This window comes from Neobacillus sp. DFD-2R (assembly GCF_057747865.1).
In genome coordinates this window covers 726,483-741,154 of record NZ_CM173228.1, presented here as the reverse complement: position 1 = coordinate 741,154, position 14,672 = coordinate 726,483, and the positions used below count along the sequence as shown (strand labels likewise).

14 protein-coding genes and 1 riboswitch are annotated in these 14,672 nt (G+C 38.2%); of the genes, 3 read left to right on the top strand and 11 right to left on the bottom strand.

Going from position 1 to position 14,672, the window contains the following annotated elements; all coding sequences use genetic code 11:
- The 4 genes from AC3ANV_RS03515 to AC3ANV_RS03500 form a co-directional block, all read right to left on the bottom strand.
- Positions 1 to 141, bottom strand: a complete 141-nt coding sequence (locus tag AC3ANV_RS03515; RefSeq protein ID WP_488312299.1) for a hypothetical protein — start codon at positions 139 to 141, stop codon at positions 1 to 3.
- Positions 142 to 282: 141 nt separating this feature from the next.
- Positions 283 to 2,115, bottom strand: coding sequence for an APC family permease (locus tag AC3ANV_RS03510; protein WP_488312298.1), 1,833 nt, complete (start codon positions 2,113 to 2,115; stop codon positions 283 to 285).
- Positions 2,116 to 2,269: 154 nt separating this feature from the next.
- Positions 2,270 to 2,842: a hypothetical protein gene (locus AC3ANV_RS03505; protein ID WP_488312297.1), complete on the bottom strand. Its 573-nt coding sequence runs from the start codon at positions 2,840 to 2,842 to the stop codon at positions 2,270 to 2,272.
- Between the two features lie 239 nt (positions 2,843 to 3,081).
- Complete coding sequence (locus AC3ANV_RS03500) at positions 3,082 to 3,129, bottom strand: potassium-transporting ATPase subunit F (protein ID WP_488314120.1); 48 nt, start codon at positions 3,127 to 3,129, stop codon at positions 3,082 to 3,084.
- A gap of 616 nt (positions 3,130 to 3,745) precedes the next feature.
- Positions 3,746 to 3,889: riboswitch (cyclic di-AMP (ydaO/yuaA leader) on the bottom strand.
- A 323-nt stretch (positions 3,890 to 4,212) separates the two neighbouring features.
- Between AC3ANV_RS03500 and AC3ANV_RS03495 the strand changes: the two genes are divergently transcribed.
- Positions 4,213 to 4,581: a Na-translocating system protein MpsC family protein gene (locus tag AC3ANV_RS03495; RefSeq protein WP_488312296.1), complete on the top strand. Its 369-nt coding sequence runs from the start codon at positions 4,213 to 4,215 to the stop codon at positions 4,579 to 4,581.
- A 104-nt stretch (positions 4,582 to 4,685) separates the two neighbouring features.
- On the opposite strand, the gene AC3ANV_RS03490 is transcribed toward AC3ANV_RS03495, so the two are convergent.
- From AC3ANV_RS03490 to AC3ANV_RS03465, 6 genes are all read right to left on the bottom strand, one after another.
- Positions 4,686 to 5,555: a hypothetical protein gene (locus tag AC3ANV_RS03490; protein ID WP_488312295.1), complete on the bottom strand. Its 870-nt coding sequence runs from the start codon at positions 5,553 to 5,555 to the stop codon at positions 4,686 to 4,688.
- 452 nt (positions 5,556 to 6,007) lie between these two features.
- Complete coding sequence (locus tag AC3ANV_RS03485; protein WP_488312294.1) at positions 6,008 to 7,147, bottom strand: alpha-helical endospore appendage domain-containing protein; 1,140 nt, start codon at positions 7,145 to 7,147, stop codon at positions 6,008 to 6,010.
- 484 nt (positions 7,148 to 7,631) lie between these two features.
- The gene (locus tag AC3ANV_RS03480; RefSeq protein WP_488312293.1) at positions 7,632 to 9,008 is read right to left on the bottom strand and encodes a 4Fe-4S binding protein; all 1,377 of its coding nucleotides are present in this window, start codon (positions 9,006 to 9,008) and stop codon (positions 7,632 to 7,634) included.
- Positions 8,983 to 9,393: a hypothetical protein gene (locus tag AC3ANV_RS03475; RefSeq protein ID WP_488312292.1), complete on the bottom strand. Its 411-nt coding sequence runs from the start codon at positions 9,391 to 9,393 to the stop codon at positions 8,983 to 8,985. The genes AC3ANV_RS03480 and AC3ANV_RS03475 overlap by 26 nt, the downstream gene beginning before the upstream one ends.
- A gap of 189 nt (positions 9,394 to 9,582) precedes the next feature.
- A complete protein-coding gene (locus tag AC3ANV_RS03470) occupies positions 9,583 to 10,317 on the bottom strand; it encodes an urease accessory protein UreH domain-containing protein (RefSeq protein ID WP_488312291.1) in 735 nt (244 codons plus the stop codon).
- A 106-nt stretch (positions 10,318 to 10,423) separates the two neighbouring features.
- Positions 10,424 to 11,449 carry a HoxN/HupN/NixA family nickel/cobalt transporter gene (locus AC3ANV_RS03465; protein ID WP_488312290.1) on the bottom strand — a complete coding sequence of 342 codons (1,026 nt, stop codon included), beginning with the start codon at positions 11,447 to 11,449 and terminating at the stop codon, positions 10,424 to 10,426.
- Between the two features lie 199 nt (positions 11,450 to 11,648).
- Between AC3ANV_RS03465 and AC3ANV_RS03460 the strand changes: the two genes are divergently transcribed.
- The gene (locus AC3ANV_RS03460) at positions 11,649 to 12,287 is read left to right on the top strand and encodes a spore coat protein (protein ID WP_488314119.1); all 639 of its coding nucleotides are present in this window, start codon (positions 11,649 to 11,651) and stop codon (positions 12,285 to 12,287) included.
- 213 nt (positions 12,288 to 12,500) lie between these two features.
- Here the strand turns inward: AC3ANV_RS03460 and AC3ANV_RS03455 are convergent, their stop codons facing one another.
- Positions 12,501 to 13,349 carry a formate/nitrite transporter family protein gene (locus AC3ANV_RS03455; RefSeq protein WP_488312289.1) on the bottom strand — a complete coding sequence of 283 codons (849 nt, stop codon included), beginning with the start codon at positions 13,347 to 13,349 and terminating at the stop codon, positions 12,501 to 12,503.
- Positions 13,350 to 14,209: 860 nt separating this feature from the next.
- On the opposite strand from AC3ANV_RS03455, the gene AC3ANV_RS03450 reads away from it, so the two are divergent.
- Entirely contained in the window at positions 14,210 to 14,446 is a 237-nt protein-coding gene (locus AC3ANV_RS03450) for a hypothetical protein (protein ID WP_488312288.1), read from the top strand.
- Positions 14,447 to 14,672 lie beyond the last annotated feature (226 nt).

Here is a 14,672-nt window from a genome sequence, read left to right as displayed (position 1 = left end):
TTATATAGGGAAGATTTGATCCAATAAAGGAGGAAGATGTTCACTTCTTAGACAATTTTCACAAATTACCAAAACTGTTGATTCTACATCTTTTCCACTATCACCCTTATTATTGCCGCAAATATTACATACTTGTTCCATATGCCACCCTCCTTAAAACATTTATATTCATAGATTTTCCTATCTCCTCCTTTTTAATCGTTTTTATCAATTACAGCTAAAAATGAAATAAAAAAGCCCAATGAAAAATCATTGGACTTTTTTATTTCATAATGTTAGGTATCATTCGTGCAAATGAAAAGGAACAGTCGAAACCACAACGTCTTTTTGATTCAAAAGTAAAGCACGGATACGAAATGCTGATTGATTGTGTAATAGGCGGTGCCACCACTTATGTGTAATAAATTCAGGTAATAATACCGTAATTTTCTTTTGATGATCGTATTTGTGCTCAACCCGTCGTATAAATTCAATTAATGGCTTTATTAATGTACGATACCGTGATACCACGACTACTAATCGAACACCCGGATTCCATTGTCCCCATCTTTCTTCCATCTTTTTCGCATCTTCAGGTGAAAATGCAACATAAAAAGCTACAACATTCGGTGTGAGCGATTTTGCATAAGCAACCGTTGATACCACTACCTTATGAATACCGGCAACAGGAATGATGATCACGGTATCCAAACTTGGAATGGGTTCCGCTAAATCCACTTTTAATTGCTTAGCTACATTATCATAATGTTTACTAATTCTTGTAATTAACCATAATAATAAAGGCGTTATAACAACTACGATCCAGGCCCCTTCTTCAAATTTGGTAATACTAAAAATGATTACGACAAAGAATGTCACTACTGCACCTATTCCATTTACTATAGCTTTTTGTTGCCATCCTTGTGATTTCTCTCTGCGCCACTTCAGTACCAGACCTAACTGTGACATCGTAAAGGATAAGAAAACACCAATGGCATAAAGGGGAATTAGTGCCTCCGTTCTACCTCGAAATACAATGAGTAAAATACTTGCTAATATTCCCAGTGTAATGATTCCATAGTTAAATGCTAAACGGTCACCTCGATTACTAAACATTCGGGGCATATTTTTATCTTGTGCCATAAGAGACGATAAAATGGGAAATCCATTAAAGCTCGTATTAGCAGCTAGTATTAATATTGCCATGGTAGCAAATTGAATTATATAATAAAACCCCCCTCGACCAAAGGCATCTTCTGCCACCATGGATAGAACAGAATTGGTCCCGGTTGGGTCCGGGTGAATATCATAAGCTCTTGAAAGGATGGTTACTCCACCAAAAATAACTGATAATAATACCCCCAATGTAACCATGGTCCGTTTCGCATTTGTTTGGGATGGGTTCCGAAAATGGGGCACCGCATTGGAAATCGCTTCAATTCCTGTTACCGCCGAGCATCCCGAAGAGAACGATTTTAACAACACAAACCATGTTAATCCTGTTGGAATTGCCCTGGGAATAGAAACATGGTGAGTTGCCTGACCTGCACCAGTAAACATGTCGAATAAACCTTTTCCTACCAGGGATAACATACAAAAGATAAACAAGTATGTTGGAAGAGCAAATACGTTTCCTGATTCAGACGTTCCTCTAAGATTCATCCATACCATAAACCAGGTAAAAATAAGACCAATAGGGACTACATATGATACAGCAGCAGGATAAGCTGAAGTTATCGCCAGAACTCCTGCGGAAATAGAAACTGCTACAGTTAATGTATAGTCAATAAGTAATGAAACACCTGCTAAACGCCCCCACATCATTCCCAAGTTTTCTTTTGCAACCATATAGGCTCCTCCACCTTGAGGATACGCATCGATCACTTGTCTGTAACTAATAATAAGGATCGCAATTAATAAAATGATCGCAATTGCAACCGGTAAGGAAAAAGAGAATGCAAATGCTCCAACAGTAGCAAGCTCCAGTAAAATCATTTCAGTCCCGTATGCTACGGAGGAAAGAGCATCGCTCGATAAAATGGGTAATGCCTTCCACATTGGCATTTTTTCAGCTTCAGCTTCGCTTGATTTTAATGGTCGTCCTAATAGTATCCTTTTAATGGATTGAGAAGTCATTTATATTTTCCTCCGAAATGGTTTATGTACAATGGTTATTATCTCCTAAAATGAAAATAAAATGAACAACAAAAAAGCTACTAACGAATAAATCTTTTTGTGACTTTTAATTTTTACTCATTAAACGATGAAGGGCTCCATTGTTGTTCCCTTACTATGACCTATTTGTTAATTTGTTCACTTGTATTTCTCCGCTTTTTAAATGAATGTTATGTTCAATATTGATTAAATTTAAAAATTTTTTAATATCATTTTCTTTTTCACAAACATGTACATGTTCAATCCAAATGGAATAGCGTTTTTTTTGTAAACAGGTAAGGATGCACGGGAAATTGGGGCTTGATCTTAATACAACCCATCCTGTACTCAAATCTTTCCATGGATTTTTTAAAATTGATAGGAAGGAGAGCTTAGTTCTACTCATCCAATTTTCTTTCTCCTGCTCAGTACGGATACATTGATAAACTTCCTTTATTTCATTATCTGCTTTAATTAAGCTAGTAAATCCTGCTTTTTGTACTGCAAAATGAATGTCATTCTCATTATCAGCAAACCAATAGCCTAAAATATACCTTTTAGCATCAATTAATTTCCAAACAGCACCAAACATTCGATATCGTAATGTATGGATATCAAGGTATCCTTCCTGAAAGCCAAAATAAGTTGGTATTGAGGTCTCAGAGTAAAACCATGCATTGATACTATTCCTATGAGAAAGGTTACTCATTGGAACTACCTCCACAAAAGTAATAGAAAAATTTTTTGGTTACAAACTGAAACTATTTGTAAGAAATATTTTTTCAATTAAAATTTATTTATTTCCTATAAAAAATATGATTTACCAGTAACAACTAAAACATATCTAGTCTCTCTTAATATTTGGTAATTAAAACCTTTACCTTATTCCCTTCAACTTGTTAATTAAATCTTATTCATCGTAGAAATCACGGAAATGCTAAAGTTCCACTAAAACTTTTCAGGTTTAATTAAGACGTATGAGAGATAAATAATCATAGCTACTCCAATAATTCCTGGGATGAGCATACCCGATACCCTCCTTATGCTTTTTCACAAAATAAAGTAAATCCCCCAAAAAGGGCAAAGGCTAAAATAAACAGTGCAATCGAAACAATATCATTATTCACTTCCATACCCCCTTCTTCATTTACCTGATTAAATTGCATTTTTCATTTATACTGCATCAGGCTTTTTAGATGTAAGAACACCTCCTTGATGCACACTTACTACGATTAGAAACCATGAATAGCTCTACATTCAGGTTTACTGATGATGACAAAATCAGCAGTCCACAATCACTGGGTTCCTTGAAAGCAAAGGAAAAAAAATAGACCAATGCTTACTCCTTCCCCAATTAATCAATTGCAACAATAATCAAAATAGAAATATCCAAAAGAAGATATTCTATTTAGGAATTTTGTTGAATTGATCAAGATTTTGGAGAAAAAGTCTACATTGGTCTACTTAACGCCCAGCAAGCATTACCGCTCTCTTTGCGTTCTGTCTTCCATATTCCTTTTTCTATAAATAGGCATAATAAAAAGACCTACTTCTTCCTCAAGCTGCCCTTTTGCTATAAAACAAAAAAGCCCCCTGAATTTGGCGGTCTTATGACCTCCCTCGCTTTAGCCGACGAAGTTAGCTGACGGGTAGGATGGCGAAAGAGCATCTCATCCCTTCTGGTTATCCCAGAATTAACCCCAAAAAACTGGTTCCTCCGCTCCTGAGTTTCCTCAGGATTGAGCCGCTATATGCAATTGCTAATTACGAAATAATTGTAAGTGCTGAGGTACTAGCTTGTAAACGGCTATATTTGGTTAAATTTAGCCTTAATTTAACATTTTATTAGAAAAATACTACCTTTCCTCTTTATTTCTAATTGTTTCTCATCTTTTATATAACTTTCACTTATTGACACCCCTTTAAGAGAGAATGTATTGTAGGACTAATTGAAAATAGGTTTATTTGGAGGAGTCTGTCACCTAAGGGATTATTATGTCCTTTAGTGACAGACTCCTTTTGCATTTTTATTAAATCAACACAAAATATTATATTCATAATTTTAACTGGGGGATCACGATGGCTTATTCTAAAAAGAAACTTGAGGCTGAGATTAGTGCATCATTTATAAAATTCCAAAGGGAATTACTTGGGCGCGGTCCACAAGAGGCGAAAACATATATTGTTCAAGATATGGTTATCACTCGATTCAAAGGAGTATTAACCACAGAAGAAAAACATCTTGTTAACCATGATACAGGAAGAAGACTGGTAAAAAAAATGAGGCAAGTCCTCCGAGAAATGTATAGCAATGAGTTTGAAAAGATTGTTGAAAACCTTACCGATTGTAAAGTCCTATCCAGTCATAGTGATATTAGCACAAAGATGGGGGAGAGAATTGAGGTATTTATTGTTGATAAAAATTTAGAAAAATTGTTAGAAGAGTAGTTTATAGAAAAAAGCTGCCTATTCTTTCTGAATAGAAAAAACTTTACAGAATTAAAAATGGCTGTCACTAATCGACAGCCTAAAATATCCCGAAAGGTCTTTTTTTATTTTGGTACATTGATAGTAAACGGAACGGTAAATACTTTTCCATTCTGCCGGAATTGTCCCCAAATTTTATAGAGGCCGCTCTTTGGAAAACTCGTCATAAATTTTGCATCAGGACCGGTTGCCTTTTCGTCCATTGGATGTACATGTAAATAAATTTCAGTATCACCGCTAATTACTACAACGTGCCCCACCGCTCCTAAATAGGGTTGTAAATTTTTGATGGGCTGTTTCGTTTTTGCATCTATTATCGTGAATGTCACGGCCAAGTCCATTCCGGCCATCAAATGATCAAACTTCAACGTAACCTCTTTACCATCCACGACTTTTGTTAATTCCTTATCTTCCGTTAACGGTGTAGCTTTTGTTTTATTTCCCGCTACTGTCACGAGATTCGATTTTACCGTTTTCGATCCTCCTTTAGGGGTAAAATCGGCAAATAGTTTATATTCTCCGCCGGAAGGGAAATTTGGCATAACAGTAAATAAACCGTTCCCTTTATATTCAGGATGAATATGGTCAAAATAGGATAAATCCTTGCTAACCACAATCAAGTGCATGAGTTTTTCATGTTCAACCTCAAAATCCTTTATGGGTTGACCGTTCTTATTCTTTACCTGTATGTTTAATGGTATTTGTTTGCCGCTTTCGGGATTTCCATTAAAGGAGAACTCTACGTTCGTATTATCTTTTTGAGAAGTGGATTTCATCACCTCATGATTCATCCCTTCACGGCTTGTATTTGTTTGTTTTTTATTTGAGCTGTGTTCCATACTTCCATGATCCATTGAATCATCTTTTGAGCATGCTGCTAAAAATAAAGAAATGATAAGTGAAAAAACAACTACTATAAAAAATCTTCGTTTCATCGTTATCCTCCTGAAAATTAGTCTAACGGTATCCTACAACAAAAATTTGCAGAAACTATGAAGAAATGCCAAAATCACATTTTTTCACAGTGCCTTCCTTGTTATCTTATATAAAAAAACAAATCCAAATGATTATTTGGACCTATAATCTTCCATTACCTTACGATTATGAGTAATTGGACTCTGGAAATCATTGCTTCGTACATCAAACGCGAATTTGGACATCAATACTCTATTCGTGGCTTATAAGAGACAAAGAAAAATCCCCAAGGATTCTTGGGGATACTGATGATTTAGTTCTGTTGTATCCTGTAATGTTAATGAACGCCCAAAATAGGATTCAAAATGGTTTACCACTTCATTGTGCTCTTCTTTAATACTAATTTTGAATCCAATATCCTCCACTAAAAATATTAACAACTCGATAATCGTTAAATCTAACTAACTAAATTCTAAGAAAAAGTAATGACAACGGTTCCATCACCTGTGCCGACACCAGCAGTATTAACCTGGTTTGTTCCATTATTTTGTGAACCGCCTCCGCCTCCGCCTCCGCCGACAGTACCGCCGCCGCCGCCTCCGTTAAAGCCGCCGCCGCCTCCACCGCCTCCAGAGTTTGCTCCGCCATCAGCACCGCCGCCTCCGCCGCCGCCGAAACCGCCAGCTCCGCCAGTATTAGGTCCAACAGTACCGCCAGCACCGCCAGCACCGCCAGACATAATTGCAACTCCGCCGCCTCCGCCTTGAGCGCCTGGAGCGCCAGGACCGCCAGAATTGACAAGACCGCCGCCGCCTCCGCCGCCGCCGCCAGGTGCTGCAGTACCGCCAGTAGCAATGCCAGCACCGATAGGACTTACGCCGCCTAAACCGCCTCCTGCATTACCTCCATTAGTACCGCTTGATGAAGTCGAAGCGTTCGCTCCATTGGCGTTGTTGGCGCCTGCGCCGCCGCCGCCGCCCGCTGCGACCAGCAGAGTTGCTGCAGAAAGAGCTCCAATTCCTGATCCTCTCCATACAAAGGAACCGCCACCGCCGCCTTCGCCAGCATTAGCAGGGTTACCAACTTGACCCTTACCTCCTACTAGAATCGACAGTTGTTCTCCAGGCGTGACTGAAAAATCACCCTGTATTAAAGCCCCATTACCTGTTGCTGCTGTGTTACCACCACCCGCTGCACCAATTGCTTGAATTGTAGCAGTAGTTGCACCAAAAGGAACTGTCGTTGTTTGAAGCCCTCCTGTAAAAGAAAATGTGAATGTTTGAGGCGAAAACGGCAGTACAAATGGAATGAGATCCAACACATTTTCAAATTTGAACTCCAAAAGCATTTCCTTCTTGATCACGTCACGCAGCGTTCTTTGAACATTTGTATTCACATCTAGAAGATTGGATAATGAGACCGTTGCAGGGGAAAATGTAGTCCTTGTTGGGGTTAATGTGCCAAGAACAAATTGAAGTTTCTCTGCTTCTGCGTTCAATAGGTGAGCGAGAGCTAACTCCTCAAGGGCAATTGAGCTTAAAAGCAATGGAACAGTTTGGGCAGTGCTAAGCGAAATGGTAGGTGTGATATTCGGAATGTTTGGAAAAGACAATATTCTTCAACTCCTTAAATATTTGAAAATTGGTTCTTTATAATTTACTCAATTAAATATCAAGTGAATGTACTCCTGTCCATGTATAAGGTAAATAAGGGTTGTAGGGGTGCAGTGGAAACGAACTGGCCTCGTTTACACTAAAAAGGGACCTAATGCTAAAATTAGTCCCTTTTTTCATTATCTATTTAAACACTCCTGCTCGTTAGCTTAAGAAACAAAACAAAGGCCTTGTATTTATCTTTAATTAACTTCGCGTTAAATCTTTATTTAACGAACATTTTGTGCATTTCCATAAACAAATGATTAAATAAAAGAGCTAAGAAGTATTTCGAATAGATTGGAGTCGCCCCTTGGTACAATGAAAATGACAGTAGCATTCTTCCAGTAGGTCTAACCAAGAATTGTCTTACAGACATTTAACTGGGCATAAAACTCGGCCGATTTTTAGACTCTAGTAGTTTTTTTAAAAATTTTTGTATTATTAAACACGGTGCATCATTGGTAGTGAAAATAGGTAAATATTAGCTACTGCAAGCAATACCATTAAGGCATAATACGGTACTAATGCTTTAAACGAGCCTTTATTACCAATTCGATAAGCGGTATAAATGGATCCGATTGTACCTAACACAACAATGATGTATTGCAGCATCTGAACAGTTGAAGCAGGAGCGAAAGCAAGGTCACCCCTTGTCAGATGAGCACCAAATAAGGCAACCGTGTTATACCAGACTGCTTTTCCTTCAGTGATGATATGGAACAAGTTATGAGCCAAGTGGCCAGCTAAATCCAGTGGAATAATCGCATACCCAAAACGAATAAAGTTTTTCTTCACCTTTTCAACGGAACCGCCGGTTAAAGTGGCGATTTTTGCAGTTCCCAACAATAGTCCAACGGGGATCGCCATCGCAATTATAAAAGCAACAGTGAAATTTACATTGTAATTATCTGTACCGGTTACAGAACCAATGGCTTTCAAGATATCCTGCCAGATAGCTACCATTGTAATGTTTTGGACAAACACAATTCCCATGATAACAGCGGCTAAAAAAGTATGCTCCAGCATCGGCTTTTTGATTCCCCATAATTCGGATGTAGGTACACGCGGTGAAATACGGATTGAATTATTGGGACATGATTTCACACAATTTCCGCATAAGTTACAATCAGCAGCTGTGTCCATTGTGCGAACATATTGAAACATTGGGCAGCCTTCTGCTTTTTCGCTTCCTTTAAAGCAAGATTGCGACTTACACGTCTTACAAATTTCCGGAGTACCGCGAAGTTCTAATGCACCTGAGCGGGAATAGTTACCTGATAATCCCCCTAGAAAACATAAAGTCTTACAAAAGGTTCTTCTTTCATAAAAAACGGCGGTCCCTACTACCATTGTTACAAGTAAAAGAAGTAAGTATCCGGAGCCTCTTGGTGATTCCACAACTCCCCAAATATGATCGCTATACGTAATGGCAATAAAGAAAAGATCAATTAACCAAAGACCATATTTTCTTAAAAACTTGGGCATCGGTCTATTACTGCCTATCGTTTTCCGGACAATGTCACTTACCTTACCAAATGGGCAGATTGTACACCAAAATCGTCCAATTGCCAGGAAAAAAATAGGGATTAGCGGCCACCACAAAACCCAGGTAAGTGATGTTCCAACATTACGGGTGGGGTCAACGGTTCCGGCTACCAATTCATAGACAATAACGGAAAAGACACCAAGAACAATCCATTGGAAAATTCCCGGGTACCATCTGCTTTGAATAAACTTTTTAATTATTGGTATTGCTAGGAGATTTATAGGTTTCTTCCCTTCCACGACATTTTTATTTGGAATTGCCACTTGAACCATCCTTTCTTCTAAACCAAACACCTATGATAATAAAGGAAAGATTAACCGCCCCATACGTTCCTAAAACCTTTATGTTTGCCGGCTTTTCCTTCACCGGCACGTCTGAGTGGCTGTGCCCTCCCATATCCATTCCTTCCATGGTATCGTCCTTTGTCGAACCGCTCATGTCCATGTTTTTGTCTTTGCCACTCATGTCCATTCCTGCCATGGTATCGTTCTTTGTCGAACTGCTCATGTCCATTCCTTCCATGTTATGCTGGGATTGTCCATCTCCATTTAGGCTTGAAGTCGATGGCATTTTTTGATCACCTTCATGGGCCATAGTCATTCTTCCACCGGAAAAAGCAATAACAAGGAAAATCATTAACAACCATTTCACCTTCAAAACATTCACCTCATTCCCTGTGTTTAAAGTAAGATTAGTGCTTAACCTTTTTAAACTTTAATAAAAAAGTGTGCAGAAACTTTGGGTTTTTTTTGTATAAAATTTGTCTTTTATCATCGGTAAATGAATGGTTAAAATATCGAGATAAAACGCAAAAAAAAACAACGAATTCGTTGTTTTTTTTACGTTTTATAAAAACCAATAGGTAATAGCATCCAAGATTCCTAATAGTAAGATCACAAAACCGGCAATCCGCTGTATGACTGTTCCGACCTTTCTCCCTTTTTTTATGAGCACACCGCTTCCACCAAGGTACCAAATAAGCAAAATAGAAATCAATAATGGAATCGCTGTACCAAAAGCAAATACGGTAGGAAGAATAAACCCATAGGAACTGGATAATACGATAGGCATTAAGGTAACGAAAAATAGGACAAACATTGTCGGACAAAAGGCAAGCGAAAAACTAAATCCCAGCATAAATGAACCGAATGGATTTTCGTGCTTGTACTCCTTTGAGCCCTTAAATAATTGTACAGTGCCTCTTAATTTTATCAATCCTAGCATAAACAAGCCTACGATAATCAATAAAGGACCGATCATTTTCCTTAGCCAGGGGAAATAGAGCGTAAGGTTTTGTTCGAGCTGATTTCCCAACAGCCATACTAACCCGCCTAATAAAGAAAAGGCTGCAATTTTTCCTAAAGTAAAACTGAATACATCTTTCCAGACAATTTTCTTATGAATAGAACGATTGCCATATAAGGTGACAGCACTTATATTCCCTGTAAGCTGGCACGGGGCAAGGGCACCGACAAGTCCCAAAATAAGAGCAAAAACGATGGGCCATGACTCCAGGCTATATGCCATATTAAAAAATGGTTTACTTAACACAGTACTTATTTGGCTCAATAAACTGTACATTCAATCACCTTAAATCACTAGATTAATAGAAAGATTTTAGCAGAAAAAAGTACAGAAATTATGGAGAAGGACATGCATTTAGGCCCTTTAATTTCGGTGAAAGGTTTTACAAATTATTGGATTCCCATCGTTTTTCAATCTTTAGAAACCGCCAAATTCCATATGAAATTGCCCATGACAATATAAATAACAGCACTAATACATATCCTAACAAGCCAATATCCAATCCTTGAATCCATCTCCCAAAACCGTTTTCAAATCCAATTTTTTCAGAGAGGGCTTGAGCTAATTCAATTATACCGATTAATAAGGCTGCTGATACGGATATGGCCGTCACCGTCAGATTATAGTAAACCTTGCGCAGTGGAGTGGAAAACGCCCAGCGATATGCGCTCATCATAAAAATTCCATCTGCTGTATCCAACAAACTCATCCCGGCTGCAAACAAGATCGGTAAAGATACGATTCCTAAAAACGGAATTGTGCTTTGGGCAGCGGTAGCTGAAATAGCTAATAAGGCAACCTCGCTTGCCGTATCAAATCCTAAGCCAAATAAAAAACCTAAAGGGTAAATATGCCAGCTTTTATTGACAAATTTATAGAAAGGCCCCATAAATCTTCCCATTAAACCCCTTGAATGAAGAAGCTGCTCCATTTGCTCTTTATCATATGTACCATAACGCATCTGTTGAAATATTTTAAACAAATCCTTTAATATGACAAGGTTAAGTATCCCTATCAGCAGCAAAAAGGTCCCTGAAACAATCGTCCCGATTAGCCCGCCCACCTCTTGAAGCTGAGGAAGCTCCGTTTTCGCCCATTGAACGGAAATCGCCGTAACGATCGCCATAAGAAAAACAACACTTGAGTGACCGAGAGAGAAGAAAAAGCCTACACCTGTCGGATTTTTTTCTTGCTGCACCAATTTGCGGACAGTATTATCAATGGCCGCAATATGATCCGCATCAAACGCATGACGCAAGCCTAAAGTATAGGCGACAAATCCCAAGCCTAAAAGAGCAGAACTTTCCCTCCAGCCGATAACAAGAAAACTGATTCCAATGAGGTGTAAAACCCCTACGATTATCGCATAAGGTAACCATGATCTTTTTCGAAAAGGGTCCTTCGTCATTAGTCTCCCTCCTTTTGTGATGATTTTTTATCTGATATCCAAATTATTTCTATTTTAACACACTGATTTTACTTGATTGAGTACTTCCTCGTATTGTAATAAATTTTCTAATTTTACCGAATTTCCTTATGAATAACTTTCGATTCCGGATACATAATAATTGTGGCTATGACCAAAACATGAGGAGGAATAGACTATGATGCAAAATCAACAAAATCCAATGCATCAAAATATGCATACAGGGAATGTACCGCAACAAATGAATCATGGCGGCCATGAAGTATTTGATGTTCATGAGGTCCTTTCGGGGTCAATCGGGGCCATGGACCAATATCTGATGCTCCGCCAGCATGTCAAAGACCCGGAACTTATGGATATTCTTGATCGCCAATATCGATTTATGCAGGATGAGTACAACATAACCGTTGAATGCTTTAAAACAGGGCAGGATCCTTCAAAACCAACACAGAGCTATAAAATGACTCAAGGAAATGACTTTGTGTACGGTTTAACACCATCACAGCCTAAAAAACCGGCTCAATCTGTATCTGAGCTTACTGATGCATGCATCTCCGGCATGATGCTTGGATGTGTAAAATCCGGTGCCTCTATGAAAACAATGGCCGCAATGGAAGTAACAAATCCGGTTGTTCGTCGTGTACTTGCTGATTCCGTCCCAAATTGCATTGAAATGGCTTATGAACTCTCCATCTATCAAAATAAACACCATTACTATCAAGTACCGCAGCTAGCCCAGCAAGATATGCAGCAGCTATTAAATGCGTATGCCCCTGCACAGGTTCAAATGCAAATGCCGAATAATAATATGCTTTCTTAAAAGATGGGGAATAAATGAAAAAATTCTATCCTTTCTTCTTTATTATAAAAAGGAAAGAAAGGATAGAATTTTTATTTATGCGGAGCAAGATTAAACTGCTCGAAATACCCTTGTCTTCCAGACCTTTCCTTAGATGTTCTCTTCCATCAATCCGGCCGGATAAGGGGAATCTTCCGGGAAGTACTCCGGATGTCTTCCATAATATTGACTCCGTTAAGCGCCTTTTCCATTTACTTTATTAAATAATGCCCCATTTTCCCTTACAAGATCTTTATCGTTTTTATGGATTATGTATAGTAATAATCCTGTAAATAGAAATCCTCCCATAAGGTTTCCTAACAAAACAGGAATTTGATTCCAAACCCACCATTCTGTAATTGAAATCTTCGCACCAAACATGATTCCAGCAGGTATTACAAATAAATTAACGACCGCATGCTCGAAACCCTGGGCGAAAAATGTTAGGATTGGCAGCCACATCGCAACGATTTTACCTCCTGTAGACTTGGAGGTCATTGCCATAACAGCACCGAGGGTTACCATCCAGTTACATAACATTGCTTTTACAAACACCGTAATTTGTCCATCCATTCCAAACTTTTCATACCCTATTGTTTTTGTCTCAGCCGTCTTAATGATCAATTGTACAACTGCGTTTTTGTTAATAGGAACATTACCCAAATCTGTAACAGCAATATAATATAAAACTGCGTAAAATAAACATCCCAGTATGTGTCCTAGCGTCACCCCAAAAAAGTTAACAATCATTTTCCAAGAGGTTGTTTTTTTCCCAAGAACTGCAACCGGTATAAGAGCGAAATTTCCGGTAACAAGTTCAAGCCCAAGTAGAACAATAATGACAAAACCTACCGGGAATACTAGTGCCCCAATAATCCCCAGATTTGTTTGAGTTGTCGCAGTCATGGCTAAGGTTGTTGCAAAAGCAAGCAGTGCTCCTGACAATGCTCCTCCTAAGAGAAGCTGTTTGATAGACTGATTGGACTTTCTGGCTCCTGTCTGAATCATGCTTTCTAATACTTGTCCGGGTTTAATATACACCATTAAAAACCACCTTTAATTTTCTTAAACGTCGATAGTCTAACAATTCCTCTCCATTTTTTACTATCTTTCGCAAAATTATTTCAAGCAAACATAATGACTATTAATATAAAACCGGGGATTTTTTAGAGAATGCCACTTTTAAAACTAATATAAGAAAAGAAAACATATTGATATTTTTTGACATATTCATAGCAAACACTCCTTAATTGATTTTCTCTACAACTAGAATACCACCCTTTCTACCTCCTTTTTACTTTTGTGTAAGATAATATAACATGATATTTTTCCACAATTATATTTCTCCCACTTTGTTTTAATAGAATGAATGCAAATAAAAAAGAAAGTACTATCTTCCTAGCGTTAGCATGGAGGCAGTCGGCCTTTTTAGGGGTTCGATGCCCCTAAAAAGCCGCAAACACGCTTTCAATCATTGGGTGCAAAGTGAAGTAAGCGACACGATTCCTGGCGTAGCCGGGAATTTATCATGCTCTTCGGTACCACTGTAGAAGATAAGAAAAACATAAGAGGGGATTTACCCCTCTTTCTGGAATCCAACCCGAATCATTTCTATTGCTTACTTGAATTATATCTCCCGCTTTTCCTTTGACATTGACGGACTGAGTTAATTTTTTTTGAACGCCGTAAACACCGCTAACCTGATAAACCGTGTTTTCTAAATTTAGCGGATGATCGGAATCGCTGGTGGTCACTAATCCATCCGATCCGCTGGTACCGCTGGTGCTCCATTTAGTTGGAGTACCGCCCGTTCCACTTAGATCGCTTCGGTTATCAAATCTATTCTAATTAACAAAATCGGATTATATTCGTAATGATGATAATTTGTTAGGACGGTGTCATCGTTGGATCTTCTCCAAGAAATTGAACGTTTATATTACAATAAAAAGCTATCAACAAGAGAAGTAGCTGAGGCTATAAACATTGGTAAAACTACGGTTAATTATGTCGTTAATCATCAATTGAATGGAGAAAGAACACATCAAGAATCACATTTTTATAGAAAAAATTCAGAATACAGAGAAATGATGAGCGAAAGAATGGGAGGAGAAAATTGCTATAATGCGAAGTTAACTACTTAAATAGTTCAAGAAATAAGAACAGAGTATGAAACGATGCTGAAATTAGGGAAACCAAAACTGCAATCACAAATTTATTTATCTAGTAAGTATGGAGTAAAGAGAACAACTATTTCAGATGCTGTCTTAAGGAGAACTTGGAAACATATTTGATTCCAGAATCATAATTCACCAATAGATGTGGTGTTTTGAAAAGATACAAGAATGGGGCAATGTTCCAGCAGGAACA